At 70.9% G+C, this 22424-nt stretch carries 20 protein-coding genes; 10 read left to right on the top strand and 10 right to left on the bottom strand.

Features of this window, described 5'->3' with window-relative positions; all coding sequences use genetic code 11:
* Positions 1–15: 15 nt before the first annotated feature.
* The gene (locus OG738_RS01260; protein WP_329050491.1) at positions 16–1404 is read left to right on the top strand and encodes a cytochrome P450; all 1389 of its coding nucleotides are present in this window, start codon (positions 16–18) and stop codon (positions 1402–1404) included.
* Between the two features lie 32 nt (positions 1405–1436).
* Here the strand turns inward: OG738_RS01260 and iolD are convergent, their stop codons facing one another.
* Genes iolD through OG738_RS01220 form a run of 8 tightly spaced genes read right to left on the bottom strand, consistent with a single transcriptional unit; the run spans position 1437 to position 9679 of the window.
* Positions 1437–3272: a 3D-(3,5/4)-trihydroxycyclohexane-1,2-dione acylhydrolase (decyclizing) gene (iolD, locus tag OG738_RS01255; protein ID WP_329050489.1), complete on the bottom strand. Its 1836-nt coding sequence runs from the start codon at positions 3270–3272 to the stop codon at positions 1437–1439.
* Positions 3269–4159 (bottom strand): 5-deoxy-glucuronate isomerase, encoded by an 891-nt coding sequence (gene iolB, locus OG738_RS01250; RefSeq protein ID WP_329050487.1) that lies wholly within the window; start codon positions 4157–4159, stop codon positions 3269–3271. Before iolB ends, iolD begins: the two co-directional genes overlap by 4 nt.
* Positions 4156–5046, bottom strand: coding sequence for a Cgl0159 family (beta/alpha)8-fold protein (locus tag OG738_RS01245; RefSeq protein ID WP_329050485.1), 891 nt, complete (start codon positions 5044–5046; stop codon positions 4156–4158). The genes iolB and OG738_RS01245 overlap by 4 nt, the downstream gene beginning before the upstream one ends.
* Positions 5043–5972 carry a 5-dehydro-2-deoxygluconokinase gene (iolC, locus tag OG738_RS01240; protein ID WP_329050483.1) on the bottom strand — a complete coding sequence of 310 codons (930 nt, stop codon included), beginning with the start codon at positions 5970–5972 and terminating at the stop codon, positions 5043–5045. The genes OG738_RS01245 and iolC overlap by 4 nt, the downstream gene beginning before the upstream one ends.
* On the bottom strand, positions 5969–6748 hold the full coding sequence (locus OG738_RS01235; RefSeq protein WP_329050481.1) for an ATP-binding cassette domain-containing protein: 780 nt from the start codon (positions 6746–6748) through the stop codon (positions 5969–5971). The genes iolC and OG738_RS01235 overlap by 4 nt, the downstream gene beginning before the upstream one ends.
* The gene (locus OG738_RS01230; RefSeq protein ID WP_329050480.1) at positions 6745–7788 is read right to left on the bottom strand and encodes an ABC transporter permease; all 1044 of its coding nucleotides are present in this window, start codon (positions 7786–7788) and stop codon (positions 6745–6747) included. Before OG738_RS01230 ends, OG738_RS01235 begins: the two co-directional genes overlap by 4 nt.
* Positions 7785–8780 (bottom strand): sugar ABC transporter substrate-binding protein, encoded by a 996-nt coding sequence (locus tag OG738_RS01225; protein WP_329050479.1) that lies wholly within the window; start codon positions 8778–8780, stop codon positions 7785–7787. Before OG738_RS01225 ends, OG738_RS01230 begins: the two co-directional genes overlap by 4 nt.
* Before the next feature lie 20 nt (positions 8781–8800).
* Positions 8801–9679: a TIM barrel protein gene (locus OG738_RS01220; RefSeq protein WP_329050478.1), complete on the bottom strand. Its 879-nt coding sequence runs from the start codon at positions 9677–9679 to the stop codon at positions 8801–8803.
* A gap of 114 nt (positions 9680–9793) precedes the next feature.
* On the opposite strand from OG738_RS01220, the gene OG738_RS01215 reads away from it, so the two are divergent.
* Complete coding sequence (locus OG738_RS01215) at positions 9794–10813, top strand: LacI family DNA-binding transcriptional regulator (RefSeq protein ID WP_329050476.1); 1020 nt, start codon at positions 9794–9796, stop codon at positions 10811–10813.
* Positions 10810–11820 (top strand): Gfo/Idh/MocA family protein, encoded by a 1011-nt coding sequence (locus OG738_RS01210; RefSeq protein WP_329050474.1) that lies wholly within the window; start codon positions 10810–10812, stop codon positions 11818–11820. Before OG738_RS01215 ends, OG738_RS01210 begins: the two co-directional genes overlap by 4 nt.
* A gap of 15 nt (positions 11821–11835) precedes the next feature.
* On the opposite strand, the gene OG738_RS01205 is transcribed toward OG738_RS01210, so the two are convergent.
* Entirely contained in the window at positions 11836–12144 is a 309-nt protein-coding gene (locus OG738_RS01205; protein WP_329050472.1) for a hypothetical protein, read from the bottom strand.
* A 34-nt stretch (positions 12145–12178) separates the two neighbouring features.
* The gene (asnB, locus tag OG738_RS01200) at positions 12179–14020 is read right to left on the bottom strand and encodes an asparagine synthase (glutamine-hydrolyzing) (RefSeq protein ID WP_329050471.1); all 1842 of its coding nucleotides are present in this window, start codon (positions 14018–14020) and stop codon (positions 12179–12181) included.
* Positions 14021–14419: 399 nt separating this feature from the next.
* On the opposite strand from asnB, the gene kdpF reads away from it, so the two are divergent.
* From kdpF to OG738_RS01165, 7 genes are read left to right on the top strand one after another with little or no spacing between them, the layout of a single operon-like run.
* Positions 14420–14521: a K(+)-transporting ATPase subunit F gene (gene kdpF, locus OG738_RS01195; RefSeq protein ID WP_247062298.1), complete on the top strand. Its 102-nt coding sequence runs from the start codon at positions 14420–14422 to the stop codon at positions 14519–14521.
* 37 nt (positions 14522–14558) lie between these two features.
* Positions 14559–16220 (top strand): potassium-transporting ATPase subunit KdpA, encoded by a 1662-nt coding sequence (gene kdpA, locus OG738_RS01190; protein ID WP_329050470.1) that lies wholly within the window; start codon positions 14559–14561, stop codon positions 16218–16220.
* Positions 16217–18268, top strand: coding sequence for a potassium-transporting ATPase subunit KdpB (gene kdpB / locus OG738_RS01185; protein WP_329050469.1), 2052 nt, complete (start codon positions 16217–16219; stop codon positions 18266–18268). The genes kdpA and kdpB overlap by 4 nt, the downstream gene beginning before the upstream one ends.
* Positions 18269–18272: 4 nt before the next feature.
* Positions 18273–18884 carry a potassium-transporting ATPase subunit C gene (locus OG738_RS01180; protein WP_329050467.1) on the top strand — a complete coding sequence of 204 codons (612 nt, stop codon included), beginning with the start codon at positions 18273–18275 and terminating at the stop codon, positions 18882–18884.
* A gap of 4 nt (positions 18885–18888) precedes the next feature.
* On the top strand, positions 18889–21432 hold the full coding sequence (locus tag OG738_RS01175; RefSeq protein ID WP_329050465.1) for a sensor histidine kinase: 2544 nt from the start codon (positions 18889–18891) through the stop codon (positions 21430–21432).
* Positions 21429–22127 (top strand): response regulator, encoded by a 699-nt coding sequence (locus OG738_RS01170; protein WP_329050464.1) that lies wholly within the window; start codon positions 21429–21431, stop codon positions 22125–22127. The genes OG738_RS01175 and OG738_RS01170 overlap by 4 nt, the downstream gene beginning before the upstream one ends.
* Before the next feature lie 30 nt (positions 22128–22157).
* Positions 22158–22382 (top strand): hypothetical protein, encoded by a 225-nt coding sequence (locus tag OG738_RS01165; protein ID WP_329050463.1) that lies wholly within the window; start codon positions 22158–22160, stop codon positions 22380–22382.
* Positions 22383–22424: the final 42 nt, after the last annotated feature.

Genomic DNA, 22424 nt, shown 5'->3' with positions numbered 1-22424 from the left:
ATAGAGGGGCTTGCCGTGGACACGAGCGCGATTCCGCACCGGCCGGGGCGGCTGCCGGTGATCGGCGACCTGATCGGCGCCAACCCGCGCACGCCGTTGCAGGACACGCTGCGCATCGGCCGGCGGCTGGGCCCGATCTTCACGCGCAAGATCTTCGGCTTCGAGATCGTCTTCGCGGGCAGCGTCGACCTCGTCACCGAGCTGAACGACGAGACGAAGTTCGGCAAGCACGTCGGCATGGGCATCGAAAACCTGCGCGCGCTCGCCGGCGACGGCCTCTTCACCGCGCACACCCACGAGCCGAACTGGCGGCTGGCCCACGACATCCTGCAGCCGGCCTTCTCCGCCGAGGCGATGCGCCGCTACCACCCGGTGATGCTGGAGGTCGCGCGAGAGCTGACCGCGGCTTGGGACGCGGCGGACGGCCCGGTCGACGTCGCCGCCGACATGACCCGGCTGACCCTGGAGACGATCGGCCGCGCGGGGTTCGGCTACCGCTTCGGCTCCTTCGAGCGCGCCGAACCGCACCCGTTCGTCACGGCGATGATCCGCTCGCTGCGGTACGCGCAACTGCAGAACGTCAAGCTCCCGTTCGTGCGACGGGCCTTCGCCGGGACGGCCGCGCAGAACCAGGCCGACATCGCGACCATGACGAACCTGGTCGACGAAGTCATCGAGGCCCGCCGCGAGGAAGGCGGGGAGAGCCGTGACCTGCTCGGCCTGATGCTCAGCGAGGGCCACCCGGTGACGGGGGAGCGGCTGGACCCGGTGAACATCCGCAACCAGGCCATCACGTTCGTCGTCGCGGGCCACGAGACGACGTCCGGCGCGCTGTCGTTCGCGTTGTACTACCTGACGCGTCACCCCGAGCTGCTGGCGAAGGCGCGTGCGGAGGTCGACGCGGTGTGGGGCGACCGCGAGCCGGCGTTCGCCGACGTCGCGAAGCTGCGTTACGTCCGTCGCTGCCTCGACGAAGCGATGCGGCTCTGGCCGACCGCGCCCGGCTACTCGCGCGAAGCACGCGAAGACGTCGTGATCGGCGGGAAGTACGAGATGCGCGAGGGCGACTGGGTGATCGTGCCGCTGCCCCTGGTGCACCGCGATCCTGCGGTCTGGCCGGACCCCGAGCGGTTCGACCCGGACCGGTTCGAGCCCGCCGCGGTGAAGAAGCGGCCGGCGCAGGCGTACAAGCCGTTCGGGACGGGCGAGCGTGCCTGCATCGGCCGCCAGTTCGCGGTGCACGAAGCCGTCCTGGCGCTGGGGATGGTGTTGCAGCGCTACGACTTCGACGTCGATCCGGCGTACGAACTGAAGATCGTCGAATCGCTGACGCTCAAGCCGAGCGGGTTCACGCTGCGGCCGCGGGTGCGCGCGGCGGCCGGAAATGTCGGTGCCCTCCGGTAACGTGGAAAACGGGGGCGCCCCCGCGGCCGGGGTCAGGACCTGAGGTAGCGCACCTGATCCGCCTTCGCCCGCTCGTAGCCGTCCCGGCCGGCCAGGTGCTCGGGCACCCCGACCTCCCACCACGCGCCGGCCTCGGTCCACGTCGACGGCTGCGTCTTCACCACGACCACCGCCGGACGTCGCTCCGCCACCGCAGCCTCGCGCGCCGAACCGTAAGCCTCCCGCAGTGAGTCCACTGTGGATGCGGTGAACACCAGACACCCCAGGGACTCCGCGTGACGCGCGAAGTCGACGCGCGGCGGCGAAGCGTGCGAAGTCGTGCAGTCGGCGTAGAAGTTGTTGAACGGCTTCCCGCCCTGACCCTCCTGCAGCCGCGCGATCACCGCGTAGCCGTCGTTGTCGCAGACGACCGCGACGAACGGGTGCCCCGCGAAGGCCGCCGAGAACAGCTCGGAGTTCAGCATCAGGTACGAGCCGTCGCCCAGGAGCGTGGTCACCAGGCCGGGCCACGCGATCGCCGCGCCCCACGCGCCGGACAGCTCGTAGCCCATGCACGAGAAGCCGTACTCGACGTCCATCGAGAGCGAGCCGGAACCGCGCCAGCCGCCGATCAGCTCGCCCGGCAGCCCGCCGGACGCCGTCATCACGTAGTCGTCCGCCGCCGACAGGTCGTTCACGACTCCGACGACCTGCGCGTACGACGGAAGGGCGCCCGAAGACGAACGCAGCGAGTCGACGTGCGCGTCCCAGGACGCGCGTTCGGTCGCGGCTCGCGACGTCCACGACGGGTCGACTCGCCAGCTCTCCAGCTGCGCGCCGAGGTCGACCAGCCCCGCGTCGGCGTCCCCGACCACCGAGAGCGCGCCGTGCTTCACCGCGTCGAACCGGGCCGCGTTCAGCGCGACCAGGCGGACGTCGGGGGAGAAGACCGTCCAGGACGCCGTCGTGAAGTCCTGCAGGCGCGTCCCGACGGCCAGGACGACGTCGGCCGCGGCCGCGACGACGTTCGCCGACGAGGAGCCGGTGATCCCCAGCGGTCCCGCGTGCAGGTCATGGGAATGTGGCACCAGCGTGCGGCCCGCGGTCGTCTCCACCAGCGGAATCCCGTGCCGCTCGGCGAAGTCGAGGGCGCGCTGCCCGGCGCCGGAGTACCGGACACCGCCGCCGAGCACGAGCAACGGCCGTTTCGAAGCCCGCAGGACTCCGGCCGCCTCGGTGACCGACCGCCGGTCCGGCCGCGGCCGCAGCGGCCGGTGCGTCACCGGCTCGAACAGGGCGTCCGGGAAGTCGTACGTCTCCACCTGGACGTCCTGCGGCAGCGCCAGGACCACGGGCCCGCTGTCCGCCGGGTCCGTGAGCACCCGCGCGACCTGCGGCAACGTCGAAATCAGCTGCTCGGGGCGGGTGATCCGGTCGAAGTAGCGGGAGACCGCGCGGAAGGCGTCGTTGACCGTCGCGGTGCCGTCGCCGAACGGCTCGATCTGCTGCAGCACCGGGTCCGGCGCGCGGCCGGTGAACGTGTCGCCCGGCAGGAGCAGCACCGGCAGCCGGTTCGCGTGCGCGACCCCGGCCGCGGTGACCATGTTCAGCGCACCCGGCCCGATCGACGACGTCACGACGCCGACCTGCCGCCGGTGCGTGGCCTTCGCGTACCCGACCGCGGCGAGCGCCATGCCCTGCTCGGTGTGCCCGCGCCACACCGGGATGTCCCCGCGGTGCTCTTCGAGCGCGGTCCCCAGGCCGAGGACGTTGCCGTGCCCGAAGATCGCGAAGACGCCGGGGAAGAGCGGGACTTCGCGCCCGTCCAGCGTTTCCGAACGCTGCGCGAGGAGCCAGCGGACCAGCGCCTGAGCCGTCGTCAGCTTCACCGCACACGCCCTTCGTGGCTCGTCACCGGGCAGCGCGGATCCAGCTCCTGCGACGCCCACGTGTCGCGGACCCAGCCGTGCGCGGGGTCGTCGCAGAAGGCCATCGACCGCTCGTCGGCCGGCCCGGCCAGGACGTTCAGGTAGTACATCGGGTAGCCCGGAGCCGCGACGCACGGCCCGTGGAAGCCGCGCGGGATCAGGAAGACGTCGTGGTCGCGGACGGCGACGTCTTCGTCCAGCTCGCCGTCCGCCGTGTACGTCCGGTGCAGGCCGAAACCCTCGCGCGACGGCGTCACGCCGTCGCGGCCGGCGACGCGGAAGTAGTAGATCTCCTCGTTGACGACCTCGCACTCGCTCGCTTCGTCGTGCTTGTGCGGCGGGTACGACGACCAGTTGCCGCCCGGCGTGATCAGCTCGCACGCGTTCAGCTTGTCGGCGTGGTCCCACACCCCGGGGACACCGAAGTTGGTCACCTGCCGCGTCGCCTGCCCGGCGCCGCGGACCTCCACGGGGACGTCCTCGGCGGGTCCGTAGCGGGCTGCCAGCCGCCGCGTGCAGCGGGCCATCGGCAGCGCGACTTCGAGACCGTCCACTGTCGACAACTCGACTTCGGCCTCGCGCGGCACGTAGGCGAAGTCCGTCACGCGCGTGAACACCGATTCGCGGCCGCGCAGCTCGAAGACCTGGCCGTCGACGCGGACCGTCGCCGATCCGGACAGCGGCAGCACGAACGCCTCGAACTCGCCGGTGTGCAGGATCCGGACCTCGCCGGGGGCCAGGGAGAGCACCCGCAGGCCGCAGTACGTCCAGCCCGCGGTGTCGGGAGTCAGGCGGACCGGATCGGCGTCGTCGGACAGTGTCCCGAGTGGACGGTGCAGCTTGCTCACTTCGCGGCCTCCAAGACCTTCGCGGCGGCTTCGACAGCCGCGCCGACGTCACCGTCGGGCGGGTAGAGCAGGGTCCGGCCGACGACCAGGCCGCGCACGACGTCGTGGCGCAGCGTCCGGCCCCAGGAGGCCAGGTCGGCGGCGGGATCGCCGGACGGCACCCCGCCGAGCACGACCACCGGCAGCGTCGTCGCGCCGAGGACCGCCGCCGAGTCGGTGGACGGCAGCTTCAGCCAGGTGTGCGCGGACGTCGTCCCGAGCCCGGACGCGACCGTGACCGCGCGGGCCAGCGACACGGGATCCTCCTGCAGCACGAGCTTTCCCGCCGAGCGCCGGTAGGGGAGCGGTTCGACCATCGCCACCAGCCCGTACGCGGCCAGCTCGGTGACGGCGTCGGCGCAGGCCTGCAGCGTCGGGATCGTGCCCGGGTCGGAGTCGACGAGCCGCAGCAGCATCTTGCCGCCGTCGAGGCCGCAGTCGACGAGCGTGCGGGCGTCGTAGCCGGTGAAGCGGTCGTCGATCTCCCAGTCCGCGCCGGCCAGGCCGCCGCGGTTCATCGAGCCCAAGACGACCTTGTCGTGCAGCGCGCCGAGCAGCAGCAGTTCCTCGACGACGTCGGGGGTGCCGAGGAGGCCGTCGACCGCCGGGTTGGCGAGGGCGACGAGCAGGCGGTCGAGGAGGGTTCGCCGGTCGGCCATGGCGAGCGGGTCGTCGCCGACGCCCAGCGCCCCTCGTGCCGGGTGGTCGGCCGCGACGAGGAACAGGGTGCCGTCGTCGGACAGCAGTTTCGAACGGCGTTTGCGCGTCGCGTAGGCCTGGCGGACCGCACCCGGGTTCGTCGCCCGGGTGTCGAGGAGTTCGCGCCACCGCTCGTCGGTGAGGATCACAGCAGCTCCTCGATCTCCGTCGCGGTCGGCATGGCGTCGGCGCAGGCCAGCCGGGACGCGACGAGCGCGCCCGCGGCGTTGGCGTACTCCGCGAGGCGCACCGGGTCCCAGCCCGCCAGCAGGCCGTGGATCAGCGCGCCACCGAAGCCGTCGCCCGCGCCGAGGCCGCAGACGACCTCGATACGCTGCGGCGGGACGGTCCAGCGCCCCTCCGGTGTCGCCACGAGCACGCCCTCGGCGCCCTTCTTGATCACAGCCAGCCGAAGACCGCGTTCGAGCATCCGGTCGGCGGCGGCGTCCGGGTCCGCGGTGCCGACGGCGACCTCCACCTCGGCCCGGTTGCCGACCGCGACGGTGACGTGGTCGAGCATCCCGCCGATCTCCTCGCGGGCCTGCTCCACCGACGGCCAGAACATCGGCCGGTAGTCCAGGTCGAGGACGGTGTGCGCACGGCGTCCGCGCGCTTCGAGGATCTTCCGCTGGGTCGTGCGCGCGGGTTCGGCGGAAACGCCGGTTCCGGTGACCCACAGCAGCGGCACCGACGTGACGACGTCCCACGGCACGTCGTCGTCGGTGAGCGTCAGGTCCGGCGCGATGGGGGAGCGGTAGAACAGCAACGGCGGGTCCGCGGGCGGGTTCAGCTCGCAGAACACCACCGGCGTCTGGAGGTCTTCGGAGGTGCCCACGTGCGCCGGGGACACGCCGAAGCCTTCGAGAGCCTGCCGGACGTAGTCGCCGAAGCCGTCCGGGCCGACCTTCGTGAGCACGGCCGTGCGCCGCCCGAGCCGCGCGGCGGCGACCGCGACGTTGGTCGCGGTCCCGCCGAGCGACTTGGCGAACGTGCTGACCCCGGCCAGCGGCACGCCGCTCTGCTCCGGGTAGAGGTCCACCCCGACCCGGCCCACGGTGAGCGCTTCGAGACTCACGCCTTCTCCACCTGCCGCAGCTCGTGTTCGAGGGCTTCCAGCTCAGCACCGCCCGCCATCTGCCGGGTCAGCTCATTGATGTCGATGTCCTTCTTCTCGTACGAACCGAGCGGTGCACCCCGCTTGAGCAGCAGGAACCGGTCCGCGACGGGGTAGGCGTGGTGCGGGTTGTGCGTGATGAGCACGACGCCGAGCCCGCGGTCCCTGGCCTGCGCGACGTACTTGAGCACCACCCCGGCCTGCTTGACGCCGAGCGCGGCGGTCGGCTCGTCGAGGATCAGCACCTTCGCGCCGAAATAGACCGCCCGCGCGATCGCGACGCACTGGCGTTCCCCACCGGAGAGCGTGCCGACCGGCTGCTCGACGTCCCGCAGGTCGATGCCCATGTCGAACAGTGCCTTCTTGGTCGTCTCACGGCCTTTCTTCCGGTCGAGCATCCGGAACGGGCCGAACCCCGTCGTCGGCTCGGAGCCGAGGAAGAAGTTCCGCCAGACGCTCATCAGCGGCACCACCGCGAGGTCCTGGTACACGGTCGCGATCCCGCGGTCGAGGGCTTCGCGCGGCGAGGCGAACCGCACCGGCTCACCTTCCACGAGGAACTCGCCACGGTCGTGCTGGTGCACGCCGGCCAGGATCTTGATCAGCGTGGACTTCCCGGCGCCGTTGTCGCCGAGCACGCAGGTCACCTCGCCCGCGTTGACCACAGTGGACACCTCGCGCAGGGCGATCACGCTGCCGTAGGTCTTGCCTATCTCACGAACTTCGATCAGGCTCATCGGCGGACCCTTTCCGCGCGGCGCCGGAAGGCGTTGTTGACCAGGACCGCGGCCAGCAGCATGATCCCGAGGAACAGCATGAACCAGTCGCTGTTCCACTGCGCGAACACGATGCCCTGGCGCGCCATGCCGAAGATCAGCGCGCCGATCGCCGCGCCCACCGCCGAACCGAACCCGCCGGTGAGCAGGCAGCCGCCGATCACCGCCGCGATGATGTACTGGAACTCCAGCCCGATGCCCTGGTTCGCCTGCACGCTCGCGAACCGCAGGATGTTGATCGAGCCCACCAGCCACGCGCCGAGCGCGGTGCCCATGAACAGCAGGATCTTCGTGCGCACCACCGGCACGCCGACCGAGCGGGCCGACACCTGCGACCCGCCGACCGCGAAGATCCAGTTGCCGAAGCGCGTGCGCACCAGCAGCCACGCGGCGATGGCCGTGACGACGATCCACCAGATGATCGACGACTGGAACTCCGTGCCGCCGATGTCGAAGGTGGACGCGAACAGGCCGCCCGCCGACTCGTAGCCGCTGGTCGAGCGCATCCCCGAGACCTGGACGGTGTTGGTGATCAGCCGCGTCACGCCGAGGTTGAGTCCCTGCAGCGCGAGGAACGACCCGAGCGTGACGATGAAGCTGGGCAGTCCGGTCTTCATCACCAGCCAGCCGTTGAACGCGCCGACGCCGAGGGCGAAGGCCAGCGAGACCAGCAGCGCGAGCCAGACGTTCCAGCCCGCCTGCGTCGCCAGGATCGCCGTGACCAGCGACGTCGACGCCGTCATGACGCCGGCGGAGAGGTCGAACTCGCCGCCGACCATGAGCAGCGCGACCACGACGGCCATGATGCCCAGCGTCGACGAGTCGTCGAGCCAGGTCGCCACGCCCAGCGGGCTGAGGAACTGGCCGGTGACGACGGAGAAGAACACGAACACGAGCACGGCGCCCAGCAGCGCGCCGATCTCGGGCCGGACCACCAATCGATCGGTCAGGCTCTTCTTGGCGACGCGTTCGTCGGGCTGTGCCTGGATGGCTGCGGTCATCGCGTGCCGCGCTGCGCGTACGGGGCCACGGTGTCGATGTTGGTCTTGTCGACGAAGCCGGGGCCGGTCTGCACCGGGTGGCCGCCACCGATGGTGTTGCCGTTCTCCTTGTACAGCTTGAGGAACACGATCGGCAGGTAGCCCTGCTCGTACTGCTGCTGGTCGACGGCGAAGAGGATGCTGCCGTCCTTGATGGCCGCGACGACGTCGGCGTTCAGGTCGAACGTCGCCACCTGGGCCTTCGAGTTCGCTTCCTTCGCCGCGCTCACCGCGCGGGCCGCGACCTGCGAGTTCAGCGCGAGCACCGCGTCGATCGACGGGTCGGACTGCAGCGCGCCGCGGATCCGCGACTGCGCGTCGGTCGGGTTCGAGATGTCGACCTGCAGCGTGGTGACGTTGCCGAAGGTCTGCTTCGCGCCGTCGCAGCGCTGGTTCTGGCCGATGTTGCCGGCTTCGTGGATGACGCACAGCAACTTCGTCTTGCCGGCCGCCTTGAGCCGCTGGCCCGCGCCCTGGCCCGCGAGGCCCTCGCTCTGCCCGACGTGCGCGATCGCGCCGAACGCCGCGCTGGAGTCCTCGCCGGAGTTGATGGTGACCACCGGGATGCCGGCCTTGACCGCGTTCTGGATCGACGTCTGCAGCGCCTGCGGGTTCGCCATCGAGACGACCAGGCCGCCGACCTTCTGCGCGACGGCGTTGTCGATCAGCTTGGCCTGGTTGCCCGGGTCACCGTCGGAGTAGTAGTCGACGCCGACGTTCAGGTCCTTGCCCGCCTGCTGGGCGCCGTTCTTGACGACGTTCCAGAAGGCGTCACCGGCGCTGCCGTGGGTGACGACGGCGACCTTCAACGGACCGCCCGAACTCGGCGCCGCCGGGGCCGGAGAGCTGGCGCTGCTGTTCGAGTTGTCGGCGCTCGGGCCGCTGCAGGCGGAGAGGACCAGCCCGGCGGCGGCGATCGCCGCCACTCCGGCCAGCTTCTTGAAAGAGAACACAGTCACTCCTTTGGGACCGATTACAGGGAGTCGATGATCTTCGCGAGGTGGGCCAGGCTGCGCTCGGTGTCCCGCCGCGGTGTGTCGTCGGGGCTCGAGTCGCCGAGGGCGGTGTCCTGTTCGAGGACGTACCAGCCGTCGTAGCCGGCCGCCTGGACGGAGCGCACCATCGACGCCACGTCCACGTCCCCCGCGCCGAGCGGGGTGTAGATGCCCCGCCCGACCGCGTCGGTGTACCCGAGCCGACCGCTGCGGACCTCGGCCGCCAGGTCTTCTCGGACGTCCTTCAGATGCACGTGCCCCACCCGTTCGGGATACCGCTTGGCCAGCTCGACCGGATCCGTCCCGCCGATCATCAGGTGCCCGGTGTCGAGGCACAAGCCGAGATCGGAATCGGCGAGGAAGCGCTCGACCTCGGCCTGCTGCTCGACGTGCGTCCCGACGTGCGGGTGCAGCACGGTGCGCAGGCCGTGAGCGGCGGCGATGTCACGGATCTTGGCGGCGGTTGCGATGAGCGTCGCCCATTCGGCGTCGGTGAGCTTCGGGCGGTCGTCGTAGCCGTCGAGCCCGGTCGCGGCGGCGAGCACCAGCACGTCACCGCCGCACGCGGCGAACAGGGCGGCGGACTCTTCGGCTTCCTTGAGGGCGTCTTCCTGATTTTCGTGGAGGACGACGGCGAGGAAGCCGCCGACGAGCGTCAGGCCGTGCTGCCCCAGCAGCTCGCGCAGTTCGGCCGGGTCGCGCGGGAGGTACCCGGGCGGGCCCAGTTCGGTGGCTTGGACCCCGAGCGCCGCCATCTCCCCGAGCACGGTCGCCGCGTCCAGCACCCGGCCCCAGCCCGGGACTTCGCAGACACCCCAAGAGATCGGCGCGGCGGCTACGCGGATCGTCGCTGTCACAAGGGGCCTCCGTTGGTCCGTTGGAGCGCTCTATTGATTAGAGCGCTCTAATCTTGTAGCGTCCGTCACACCAAGTCAAGGCCGAGTTTCCGGTGATCAGGGGAGGTGCGCCGCATGCGTCCGACGATGGAGGACGTCGCCGCGCGGGCGGGGGTTTCCCGCGCACTGGTCTCCCTGGTGATGAGGAATTCACCGAAGGTCTCCGACGCCCGGCGCGCGGCCGTCCTGCGGGCGGCGGAAGAACTCGGCTACCAGCCGCACGTCATGGCGCGGTCCCTGGCCAGCCGGACGTCCACGGTGCTCGGCGTGATGGTCAACGACCTGCGCAACGCCTTCTTCGCCGATGTCGTCGAGGGATTGGACGCGGCCGCGCAGGCCGCGGGCTTCGACCTCGTCCTCAACACCGGCGGCCGCAGTCCCGCGCGCGAGGGGAACGCCTTGCGCAGCCTGCTTTCCTTCCGGCCGGCGGGGGTCATCCTGCTCTCGCCGGTCGTGCCCGCGTCGGCCATCGAAGCCGCCGCCCGGCAGTGCCCGGTGGTGCTGGTGTCCCGGACGTCGCGAGCGTCCGGTGTGGACACCGTGAACGACGACGGCGAGGCGGGGTCGGCGCTGGCCGTCGACCACCTCGCGGCCCTCGGGCACCGGCGCATCGCGCACCTCGACGGCGGCGGCGCGGCCGGGGCGGCCCAGCGTCGTCGCGGGTTCCAGGCGGCGATGCGGCGGCACGGCCTCGAACCGATCGTCGTGCGCAGCGAGCACACCGACACCGCGGGCGAGAAGTCCGTGCGGGAGCTGCTGGCGACGTATTCGCGCGCCGAGCTGCCGACGGGTTTGGTGGCGGGCAACGACTTCAACGCCGTCGGCGCGATCTCGGCTCTCGAGGAAGCAGGGCTGCGCGTGCCCGAGGACGTCTCGGTCGTCGGCTACGACAACACGTCTTTGGCGGCACTGCGGCACCTTTCACTGACCACAGTGGACCAACCGCGCACCGAAATGGGCCGCCTGGCCTTCGAAGCGCTGATCGAGCGGGTGCGGGGTGAGCGGACCGAGCCGGTCCGGCACCTGCTGCACCCGTCTTTGGTGGTCCGCGCGACCACCGCCGGGATTTCTGTGACAGGAGGGCATTCACGATGAGGTTGGGACTGGCGGGCACCGGCCGGATCGGCACCGCGCACGCGGAGACGCTCAAGGGGTTCGAGGAGGTCGAGTCGGTCGTCGTGGCCGACGTCGACACCGCGCGAGCCGCGTCCGCCGCCGCGAAGCTGGGCGTCGAGGCGACCTCCCTCGAGGAGCTGTTCGCCGCGGGTCTCGACGGACTGGTCGTCACGGCAGCGACCGACGCGCACCCCGGCCTGATCATCGCGGCGGTCGACGCGGGTATCCCGGTGTTCTGCGAAAAGCCGGTAGCCGCGGACATCCCCGGCACCCTCGCCGTGATCGACCGCATCGACGCCTCGGACGTGCCGGTCCAGATCGGCTTCCAGCGCCGCTTCGACGCGGGCTACGCGGCGGCGAAGGCGGCGGTCGCGTCAGGCGAGCTGGGCTGGCTGCACACCCTGCGCGCGACGACGTTCGACCCGGCGCCCCCGCCGGCCGAGTACGTCGCCCATTCGGGCGGGCTGTTCCGCGACTGCGGCGTCCACGACTTCGACATCATCCGCTGGGTCAGCGGCCGCGAGGTGGCCGAGGTGTACGCGATCGGCGCCAACCGCGGCGAGCGGTTCTTCGCGGACGCAGGCGACGTCGACACGGCGGCCGCGACGCTGACCCTGGACGACGGCACGCTGGCGACGGTGTCCCTGACCCGCTACAACGGCGCGGGCTACGACGTCCGCCTCGACGTCCTCGGCTCGGTGTCGGGTGTCGTGGTCGGCCTGGACGACCGGGCGCCGCTGCGCTCGGTGGAGCCAGGGGTGGCGCCGCTGCCCGGGCCGGCGTACCCGGGGTTCATGGAGCGCTTCCGCCCGGCGTACACGACGGAGCTGCGAGCGTTCCTGGACGTCGTCGCGGGCCGGGCGCCTTCGCCGTGCGTCGCGGCGGACGCGCTGGAGGCGTTCTACATCGCTGAAGCGTGCGAGCTGTCCCGCCGCGAACGACGTCCGGTGGGCCTCGCGGAGGTCCGCCGCCAAGCGTCCTCGTGAGTGGGAAACAGGGTTCTAACCCTGTTTCCCACTCACGACCAGCCGCGGCAGGATCTCCGTCCGCACGTACTCCAGCGCGTCCCGCTCCGGGAGAATGTGCGGACCCTGAACCCACACCACCCCGTGCCGCACCGCCGCAGCGGTGACGCGCTCCCGCAGCGAACCCACCACCCCTGCGCCCAGCACCAGGGCGTCGACCAAGCCCAGGCGCGTCAACACCGCTTCCTCCGAAGCGACGCCGTCCGCGGCGAGACCCGCCGCGGACAGCGCCGCCGTCACCCTCGAGACCGTGGCCGGGTTGCGGCCGAACAGCAGCACCTTCATGCCGCCCAGGCTCACACCTCGAGGGCACTTGAAGTCAAGAGAGTTCGAGCGTGGGCTGGTACATCTCGATCCAGTGGTACAGGTCGAGCAGCCGGTCCAGGCCGATGCGCATCGCCGGGGCCATGGTCGCCGAGTCCACTTCGGACGCGCGGTGCGCCCAGGCCTTGTCGACCAGGCCGAACACCTCGTGCCCCGGCTCGGCCAGGACCTCCTTGACCTGCTGCTGCAGCGCCGCCGCGTAGCCCGGGTCCTGCGTCGAGGGGTACGGGCTCTTCACCCGCTGGGCCACCGACTCCGGCAGCACGTGCTTGGTCGCGTGCCGCAGGAGGCTCTTCTCCCGGCCGTCGAACGTCTTCAGCGACCACGGCGTGTTGTAGACGTACTCGACCAGCCGGTGGTCGCAGAACGGCACGCGGACCTCCAGCCCCACCGCCATCGACGCGCGGTCCTTGCGGTCGAGCAGCATCCGCACGAACCGGGTCAGGTGCAGGTTGCAGATCGTCCGCATCCGCGCCTCGACCGCGGATTCACCGTCGAGGTGCTCCACCGACGAAACCGCCGTCTGGTACTGGTCGGCGATGTAGGACTCGACGTCGAGCTTCTGCACCAGTTCCGGCGTGTACAGCGACGCCCGTTCGTCCATCATCGACGTGCGGAACGCCAGCCACGGGAACGTGTCCGCGTTGACGGCCTTCTCGTCGTGGAACCAGCGGTAACCGCCGAACACCTCGTCGGCCGACTCGCCCGAGAGCGCCACCGTCGACTGGCCGCGGATCGCCTTGAACAGCAGGTACAGCGACGTGTCCATGTCACCGAGCCCGGCCGGGATGTCGCGGGCGCGCAGCACCGCGCGCCGGACCTCGGGGTCGGTCAGGTCGGCCGGGTTCAGCATGACGTCTTCGTGCGCGGAGTCGACCAGCTGGGCGACGTCGCGGACGAACGGCGAGTCCGCCGTGTCGCGCATCTCGTCCGGCTTGAAGTTCTCTTCCTGGCCGAAGAAGTCGACCGAGAACGTCCGCAGCTGCTCGCCCTGCTCGGCCAGCCGCGCGGCGGCGAGCCCGGCGACGGCGCTCGAGTCGAGCCCGCCGGAGAGCAGCACGCACCGCGGGACGTCCGCGACGAGCTGGCGGTGCACGATGTCGGTCATCAGCTCGCGGACGCGCGCGACCGTCGTCTCCTGGTCGTCGGTGTGCTGCTTCGCGTCCAGCTTCCAGTAGGTGCGCGTCCTGATGCCCTCGCGGGACACGGTGACGAGCGTGCCCGGCTCGACCTCGCGCATGTCCTTCCACAGCGACCAGCCGGGGCGCTTGGTGAAGCCGGCCAGCTCGCGGAAGCCGTCGAGGTCGACGACCTTCTTCGCGAGGGGGTTCGCCAGGATGGCCTTCGGCTCCGACCCGAACAGGACGCCGTCGGGGGTCGGGTAGTAGTAGAACGGCTTGATGCCCATCCGGTCGCGGATCATGACGAGCCGGTCGTCGCGCTCGTCCCAGATCGCGAACGCGTACATGCCGTTGAGGTGGTCGACGACCTCGTCGCCCCACTGCAGGTAGCCGTGCAGCACGACCTCGGTGTCGCTGTCGGTCTCCCACTGGTGGCCGAGCTTCGTCAGCTCTTCCTTCAGCTCGGTGAAGTTGTAGGCCTCGCCGCTGTAGACCATCGCGACGTCGCCGTTCGGCGTGTGCACGGACATCGGCTGACGGCCGCCGGGCAGGTCGATGATGGCCAGGCGCCGGTGCCCGAGCGCGACGTGCTCGCGGACCCAGGTGCCCTCGTCGTCCGGGCCGCGGCAGGACATGGTCGCCGTCATGGCGTCGACCACGTCCTGGCGGCGGGTGAGGTCGGCGTCGTAGGAAACCCAGCCGGCGATACCGCACATAGTGAACCCCTCCCTGAATTTGCTTAGCTGATACAACTATCGGTAACACAGGTGTAACACGACCCCAAGATCTTGTCTGCCCGAATTGCACGTTCCGCGCTTGTTCGGTCACTCGGTGTGTCGCGAGTCACTAACCAACTGCATACGGTGAGTACTGGGCAAACGTTTGCGTGACGGCCGCCACCTGCCATAAAGACCGCGTAAATGGGTGTCAGGAAGGCGTCAAGGCGCCGTCAGCCGCAGGTCGGGATGGGGTCCCGGAGCCGCAGGGTGAAGGAGTCCGGTCACCGAACCCGGTGACCCGTCTTGAGAGGTGCCTGTGGCCGACTTGCTCTACGCCGTTCTGCTGATCGGCGTGTTCGTGGTGCTCGCGTTGGCGCTGCGCGGGCTGGAGAAGCTGTGAGCGGCGCGGGAACCGTGGCCAACGTCGTCGGCGGACTGCTGGCGCTGGGGCTGCTCGTCTACCTGTTCGTTGCCTTGATCAGGCCGGAGAAATTCTGATGCGCCCCGACGTACTCACCCCCGCGGAGGGGCAAGAATGACTGACACCGCGGCCGGGCTCATCCAGCTCGGCCTCCTCCTCGCCGCCCTCGCCGTGGTCTACCGGCCGTTCGGCGACTACCTGGCGCGCGTCTTCTCCACCGAGAAGCACCTGAAAGTCGAAAAGGGCCTGTACAAGCTCTTCCGCGTCGATCCGGACTCCGAGCAGCGGTGGCCGACCTACGCCGCGGGCGTGCTCGGCTTCTCGTTCGTCTCGATCGTCCTGCTCTACCTGCTGCAGCGGCTGCAGCCGCTCCTGCCGTGGAACCTGGGCCGCGGCTCGGTGAGCCCCAGCGTCGCGTTCAACACGGCGGTTTCGTTCGTCACCAACACGAACTGGCAGTCCTACGTCCCCGAGACGACGATGGGCCACTTCGTGCAGATGGCCGGGCTGACCGTGCAGAACTTCCTGTCCGCGGGCGTCGGCCTGGCCGTGGCGATCGCGCTGACGCGCGGGTTCGTCCGCGCGAAGACCGACCGCCTCGGCAACTTCTGGGTGGACCTCACGCGCGGCACGGTCCGCGTGCTGCTGCCGATGGCGTTCGTGTTCGCCATCGTGCTGGTCGCGCTGGGTGTCGTGCAGAGCCTCAAGGCCGGCGTCGCCGTCACCAACCCGGACGGCAGCCACAGCACCATCGCCCTGGCCCCCGCGGCGAGCCAGGAGGCGATCAAGGAACTGGGCACCAACGGCGGCGGCATCCTCAACGCCAACTCCGCGCACCCCTTCGAAAACCCCACCGCGTGGACGAACCTCATCGAGCTGTTCCTCATCCTGGTGATCCCGGTCAGCCTGACCCGCGCGTTCGGCAAGCTGGTCGGCAAGCCCAAGCAGGGGTACGTCCTGCTCAGCGTGATGGGCATCCTCTGGGCCGCGTCGCTGGCGATCATCTGGTTCTCCGAAGCCAACGCGAACAACCCGGCGGCGCTGGCCGCGGGCGCGAGCATGGAGGGCAAGGAACAGCGGTTCGGCATCGGGCTGACGTCGATCTTCGCCGACACCACCACCGGCACGTCGACCGGCGCGGTCAACGGCGCGCACGACAGCCTGTCCGGCCTCGGCGGCGGGGGGCCGCTGCTGAACATCCTCTACGGCGAGATCTCGCCCGGCGGCGTCGGCACCGGCCTCTACGGGATCCTCGTGATGGCGATCATCGCGATGTTCCTGGCCGGCCTGATGGTCGGGCGCACGCCGGAGTACCTGGGCAAGAAGCTCGGCAAGCGCGAGGTCACCTGCGCGGCGATCGCGATGCTGGCGATGCCGACCGTGGTCCTTCTCGGTTCGGGCATCGCGCTGCTGCTGCCGGACACCGTGAGCGCGCTGGGCAACCCGGGCGCGCACGGCCTGTCCGAGATCCTCTACGGCTACGCGTCCACCGGCAACAACAACGGCAGCGCGTTCGGCGGCCTGACCGCGACGAGCGACTGGTTCCAGTCGTCGTTCGGCGTCGCCATGGCGATCGGCCGGTTCGTGCCGATCCTCGCCGTGCTCTGCCTGGCCGGTTCCCTGGCCGCGCAACGCAAGGTGCCCGAAACCGCGGGCACATTGCCCACCACCGGGCCGCTGTTCGCCACGATGCTCACCGGCACGGTGGTGCTCGTCGCGGCCCTCACCTTCATCCCGGCGCTGGCGCTCGGGCCCATCGCGGAGGCACTCGCATGACCGTCACCGAAGAACGACCCCAGGTGACTCCCGCCCCAGAGGCGCCGGGCCGGGTCGGCGCCGGGGTGTTCAGCCCCCGCCAGCTCTGGACGTCGCTGCCCGACGCCTTCCGGAAGCTCAACCCGAAGCACCAGCTCGGCAACCCGGTGATGTTCGTGGTCTGGGTGGGTTCCGCGCTCACCACGGTCTTCGCGATCACCGGCCCGAGCGTGTTCACCATCCTGATCGCCGTCTGGCTGTGGTTCACGGTCCTCTTCGCGAACCTCGCCGAAGCCGTCGCGGAAGGGCGCGGCAAGGCGCAGGCGGAGTCGCTGCGGAAGTCGAATAAGGAGACCGTTGCCCGCCGGCTCACCGAAACCGGCTCCGAAGAACAGGTGCCCGGGGTCGAGCTGAAGATCGGCGACCTGGTCGTGGTCGAGGCGGGCCAGGTGATCCCCGGCGACGGCGACGTCGTCGAGGGCATCGCGACCGTCGACGAGTCGGCCATCACCGGCGAGTCGGCCCCGGTCATCCGCGAGTCCGGCGGCGACCGGAGTGCCGTCACCGGCGGCACGACCGTGCTGAGCGACCGGGTCGTCGTGCGCATCACCACGAAACCGGGGGAGTCCTTTGTGGACCGCATGATCGCCTTGGTGGAAGGCGCGTCCCGGCAGAAGACGCCGAACGAGATCGCCCTGACGATCCTGCTCTCGACGCTCACGATCATCTTCCTGCTCGCCGTGGTGGCGCTGCAGCCGATGGCCCGCTACTCCGGCAGCGAGCAATCGGTGATGGTGCTGACCGCGCTGCTGGTGTGTCTCATCCCGACGACGATCGGGGCGCTGCTGAGCGCCATCGGCATCGCGGGCATGGACCGCCTGGTGCAGCGCAACGTCCTCGCGACCAGCGGCCGCGCGGTCGAAGCCGCCGGTGACGTCTCGACGCTGCTGCTCGACAAGACCGGCACCATCACCTTCGGCAACCGCCGCGCCACCGAGCTGATCCCGGTCGGATCGTCCACTCCGGACGAACTCGCGCGCGCCGCCCGGCTGGCCAGCCTCGCCGACGAGACCCCCGAAGGGCGCAGCGTCGTCGAGCTGACGGCGGATTACGCCGCCCAGGACGAGCGCGGCGAGTTCGTCCCCTTCACGGCGCAGACGCGGATGAGCGGGCTCGACATCGGGAACCGGCGGATCCGCAAGGGCGCCGCGTCCGCGGTCCACGCGTGGGTGCGGGACAACGGCGGCGAGTTCCCCGACGAGACCGAACGCGTCGTCGACGAGATCAGCGCCCAGGGCGGCACGCCGCTGGTGGTCGCCGAGGACACCGTGGTGCGTGGCGTTATCCGGCTCTCCGACGTCGTCAAGCCGGGCATGAAAGAGCGCTTCGGCGAGCTGCGCGCGATGGGCATCAAGACGGTGATGATCACCGGCGACAACCCGCTCACCGCGAAGGCCATCGCCGCGGACGCGGGCGTCGACGACTTCCTCGCCGAGGCCAAGCCCGAAGACAAGATGGCGCTCATCAAGCAGGAGCAGGAAGGCGGGCGGCTGGTCGCGATGACCGGCGACGGCACCAACGACGCGCCCGCGCTCGCGCAGTCCGACGTCGGCGTCGCGATGAACACCGGCACCTCGGCCGCCAAGGAGGCCGGGAACATGGTCGACCTCGACAGCGACCCGACGAAGCTGATCGAGATCGTGGAGATCGGCAAGCAGCTGCTCATCACCCGCGGCGCGCTGACGACGTTCAGCGTCGCCAACGACCTCGCGAAGTACTTCGCGATCCTGCCCGCGATGTTCACCGGCATCTACGCCCAGCTCGGCGGGCTGAACATCATGCACCTGGCCACGCCGAAGTCGGCGATCTTGTCGGCGGTCATCTTCAACGCGCTGATCATCGTCGTGCTCATCCCGCTGGCCCTGCGCGGCGTGCGGTACAAGCCGTCGTCGGCCTCGGCGCTGCTGCGCCGCAACCTGCTCGTCTACGGCCTCGGCGGGATCGTCAGCCCCTTCCTCGGGATCTGGCTGATCGACCTGCTCGTGCGCCTCATCCCTGGAATCGGGTGACTTCGTGAACACTCTCGTCAAGCAGACCTGGGCCGGGCTGCGCGTCCTCATCGTGCTGACGGTCCTGCTGGGGATCCTCTACCCCCTCGCCGTGTGGGCGATCGCCCGGATCCCCGGGCTCGAGGGCAACGCCGAAGGCTCGGTCGTCACGCAGAACGGCCAGGCGGTCGGGTCGTCGCTCATCGGCATCGACCCGGTGCCGGCCGACCCGGCGCACGACCCGTGGTTCCACAACCGCCCGTCGGCGCTGTCCAAGGACGCGCTCGGCCCCGGCGACCCGTCGACCTCCGGCGCGTCCAACAAGGGCCCGTACAACGAGGACCTGGTGAAGACCATCCAGGAACGCCGTGACGCCATCGCCAAGCGCGAAGGCGTGTCACCCGGTCAGGTACCGCCGGACGCGGTGACGGCGTCGGGGTCGGGCCTCGACCCGGCGATCAGCGTGGCCTACGCCGACCTCCAGATCGCCCGCGTCGCCCGGAACACCGGGCTGCCGGTGGACCGGGTGAAGCAGCTGGTCGAGCAGAACACCTCGGGTGCGGGGATCGGCGTCCCCGGCGTGAATGTGCTCCAGCTCAACTTGGCCGTGCAAGGTGCGGCCGGAGGGGCACACTGACAGCGTGACCACCGAAAACACGACGTCCAAGCCGCGCCGCGGGGAGCTGAGGATCTACCTCGGCGCGGCTCCGGGCGTCGGCAAGACCTTCGCGATGCTCGGCGAGGCGCGGCGGCGGCTCGACCGCGGCACCGACGTCGTCGTCGGGCTGGTCGAGACGCACGGCCGCGAGAAGACCGCGGTGCTGCTCGACGGCCTCGAGGTCGTCCCGCGGCGGCACGCCGGGCACCGCGGCCGCGAGTTCGACGAGATGGACGTCGACGCCCTCCTCGCCCGCGCGCCCGAGGTCGCCGTCGTCGACGAACTCGCGCACACCAACGTGCCGGGATCGCGCAACGCCAAGCGCTGGCAGGACGTCGAGGAGCTGCTCGAAGCGGGGATCGACGTCCTGTCCACGGTCAACGTCCAGCACCTGCAGAGCCTCAACGACGTCGTCGAGCGGATCACCGGCGTCACGCAGCAGGAAACCGTGCCGGACGAGGTCGTCCGCCGGGCCGAGCAGCTCGAGCTGGTCGACATCACGCCCGAGGCGCTGCGGCGGCGGCTCGCGCACGGCAACGTCTACCCGGCCGAGCGCATCGACGCCGCGCTCGGCAACTACTTCCGCCCCGGCAACCTGACCGCGCTGCGCGAGCTGGCCCTGCTCTGGGTCGCCGACCAGGTCGACGTCGCGCTGCAGCGCTACCGCGCCGAGCAGCGGATCACCGACACCTGGGAGGCGCGCGAACGCGTCGTCGTCTCCATCACCGGTGGCCCGGAAAGCGAAACGCTCATCCGCCGCGCCAGCCGGATCGCCACCCGGGCCGGCGCCGAGCTGCAGGTCGTCCACATCCTGCGCGGCGACGGTCTGTCCGGGCTCGGCCCGGCCGCGATCGCCCGCTGCCGGACCCTGGCCGAAGAGGTCGGCGCCACCTTCCACACCGTCGTCGGCGACGACGTCCCGACGGCGCTCCTCGACTTCGCCCGCGGCGTCAACGCGACGCAGCTGGTGATCGGCACTTCGCGGCGCTCGCGCGTGGCGCGGCTGTTCGACGAGGGCATCGGCGCGCGGGTCGTCCAGCAGTCCGGCGCGATCGACGTCCACATGGTGACCCACTCCCAGGCGGGCGGGCGGCTGCGAGCCCGGCTGGGCGCGAGCCCGCTGGGCTTCTCGCGGCTGGTCGTGGGCTGGGTGCTCGGCTTCGTGCTGCCGATCCTGGTCACGGCGATCGGGGTCTTCGTGCCGACGGGCCTGGACTTCGCCACCGACGTCATCTCCTACGTGCTGGCCACCGTCGTCGTGGCGCTGGTCGGCGGGCTCGGCCCGGCCCTGGCCGCGGCCGTGCTCGGCGCCGGGCTGCTCAACTTCTTCTTCACCCCGCCGCTCTACACGCTCAATGTGCACACCCCGCAGAACCTCGTGACGCTGATCGCGATGGTCGTGGTCGCGGTGCTCGTCGCGCTGGTCGTCGACCAGGCGGCGCGCCGGGCCACGCAGGCGGCGCGGGCGCGGACCGAAGCGGCGCTGCTCGCCTCCTACGCCCGGACCGTGCTGACCCACACGAACCCGATCGAACGACTGCTGGAGAAGGTGCGGGAGAACTTCGCGCTGACGTCGGTGACGCTGCTGGAGAAGCAGGCGGGGGAGTGGCGGTGCGTGGCGGTCGCGGGGGAGCACCCGTGCGCCGACCCGGACGAGGCCGACGCCGACATCGCCGTCACCGCCGACGTCCACCTCACGCTGCGGGGGCGGGCGCTCCCGGCGGCCGACCGGCGGGTGCTGGAAGCCGTCGCCGGCCAGGCGTTGCTCGCCCTGCGCCAGCAGCGGACGGCCGCCGCCGCGGCCCGCGCCGAGCGGAAGGCGGAGGCGACCGAGCTGCGCACGACGTTGCTCTCGGCCGTCGGGCACGACCTGCGGACGCCGCTGACGTCGATCAAGGCGTCGATCGGCAGCCTGCGCGCGCCCGACCTCGCACTGTCCGAAGAGGACACCGCCGAGCTGATGGAGGCGATCGAGCTGTCGGCCGACCGGCTGGCCGGGCTGATCGACAATCTGCTGGATTCGTCGCGCCTGGCCACCGGCGCGGTGAAGCCCCATCTGCGTCCGGTCGGCTACGACGAGGTCGTCGCGCACGCTCTGTCCACTGTAGACTCTTCGGACGAGGTGGAGGTCGCGGTCGACGACCGGCTGCCGTCGGTGCTGGCCGACCCGGGCCTGCTGGAACGCGTGGTGGCGAACGTGCTGGACAACGCACTCCGGCACGGCGGGGCGCCGGTTTCGGCCCGGGCGTCCGCCCATTCGGGCCACGTGGAGCTGCGGATCGTCGACCACGGCCGGGGGTTGCGCAAGGGCGCCGCGGATTCGGCGTTCGCGCCGTTCCAGCGCCTCGGCGGCGACCGGGACGCGACGCCGGGCGTCGGGCTCGGGCTGTCGGTGGCGAAGGGGTTCACCGAGGCGATGGGGGGCACGATCCGCGCCGAGGACACGCCCGGCGGCGGGCTCACGGTGGTGGTTTCGCTGCCCGAGCACAGCGTCACGTTCGAGGAAGTCGAGGAGGGGGTGCGATGAGCGACCCGGGTGCCACCGTGCTGGTGGTGGACGACGAGCCGCAGATCGTGCGGGCGCTGCGGATCAACCTGAACGCCCGCGGCTACAAGGTGATCACCGCGCACGACGGCACGGCCGCGTTGAAAGCGGTGGCCGAGACCAAGCCCGACGTCGTCGTGCTCGACCTCGGGCTGCCGGACCTGGACGGCACGGAGGTCATCGCGGGCCTGCGCGGCTGGACGACGGTTCCGATCATCGTGCTGTCCGCGCGCGGCGATTCGGCCGACAAGGTCCAGGCTCTCGACGCCGGTGCGGACGACTACGTCACGAAGCCGTTCGGGATGGACGAGCTGCTGGCGCGGCTGCGGGCGGCGGTCCGCCGCTCGGCGGTGACGGGCGCGGACGACGTGGACGCGGTGGTGGAGACGGCGTCGTTCAGCGTGGACCTGGCCGCGAAGAAGGTCCGCCTCAGCGACGGCGCGGAGGTCCACCTGACGAAGACGGAGTGGGGCGTGCTGGAGCTGCTGGTGCGCAACCGCGGCCGGCTGGTCGCGCAGAAGCAGCTGCTGCACGAGGTGTGGGGTCCGTCGTACGAGCGGGAGTCCCACTACCTGCGGGTCTACCTGGCCCAGCTGCGCCGCAAGCTGGAGCCGGAGCCGTCGCGGCCCCGGCACCTGCTCACCGAACCCGGCATGGGATACCGCTTCGAGGTCTGAGCCGGCCTTGCAGCGGGTACCTCACCGGGCATGGACGGGTCGAAAACGTGGCTGAGCGGCGGCGAGCGCACGTCGCCGGTGATCGTCCTGACGCTGGCCGTCGGGGCGACCTTCGGTGTGTCCGGATGGATCCTCACGGCCTTCGACGGCGACGACGTCGGCTGGGCGAGGTGGCTGCGCGTCGCGGCCACGGGCGCCGGGGTCTTGTTGACGGTCTACCTGTGGACGCTGTTCGCCCACCGGCTGCGGCGCTGATCCCACCGGCAGCGGCCGAGGAGCGCAAGCGGTCGTGCACGG

It is taken from the genome of Amycolatopsis sp. NBC_01488, assembly GCF_036227105.1.
Classification (GTDB): domain Bacteria; phylum Actinomycetota; class Actinomycetes; order Mycobacteriales; family Pseudonocardiaceae; genus Amycolatopsis.
This window is presented reverse-complemented; position numbering and strand designations above follow the sequence as displayed.

Coding starts and splice junctions, on each gene's coding strand:
- OG738_RS01235 (WP_329050481.1), bottom strand. CDS start 6,748: ATGAGCCTGATCGAAGTTCGTGAGATAGGCAAGACCTACGGCAGCGTG.
- OG738_RS01230 (WP_329050480.1), bottom strand. CDS start 7,788: ATGACCGCAGCCATCCAGGCACAGCCCGACGAACGCGTCGCCAAGAAG.
- OG738_RS01215 (WP_329050476.1), top strand. CDS start 9,794: ATGCGTCCGACGATGGAGGACGTCGCCGCGCGGGCGGGGGTTTCCCGC.
- OG738_RS01210 (WP_329050474.1), top strand. CDS start 10,810: ATGAGGTTGGGACTGGCGGGCACCGGCCGGATCGGCACCGCGCACGCG.
- OG738_RS01205 (WP_329050472.1), bottom strand. CDS start 12,144: ATGAAGGTGCTGCTGTTCGGCCGCAACCCGGCCACGGTCTCGAGGGTG.
- asnB (WP_329050471.1), bottom strand. CDS start 14,020: ATGTGCGGTATCGCCGGCTGGGTTTCCTACGACGCCGACCTCACCCGC.
- kdpA (WP_329050470.1), top strand. CDS start 14,559: ATGACTGACACCGCGGCCGGGCTCATCCAGCTCGGCCTCCTCCTCGCC.
- kdpB (WP_329050469.1), top strand. CDS start 16,217: ATGACCGTCACCGAAGAACGACCCCAGGTGACTCCCGCCCCAGAGGCG.
- OG738_RS01170 (WP_329050464.1), top strand. CDS start 21,429: ATGAGCGACCCGGGTGCCACCGTGCTGGTGGTGGACGACGAGCCGCAG.
- OG738_RS01165 (WP_329050463.1), top strand. CDS start 22,158: ATGGACGGGTCGAAAACGTGGCTGAGCGGCGGCGAGCGCACGTCGCCG.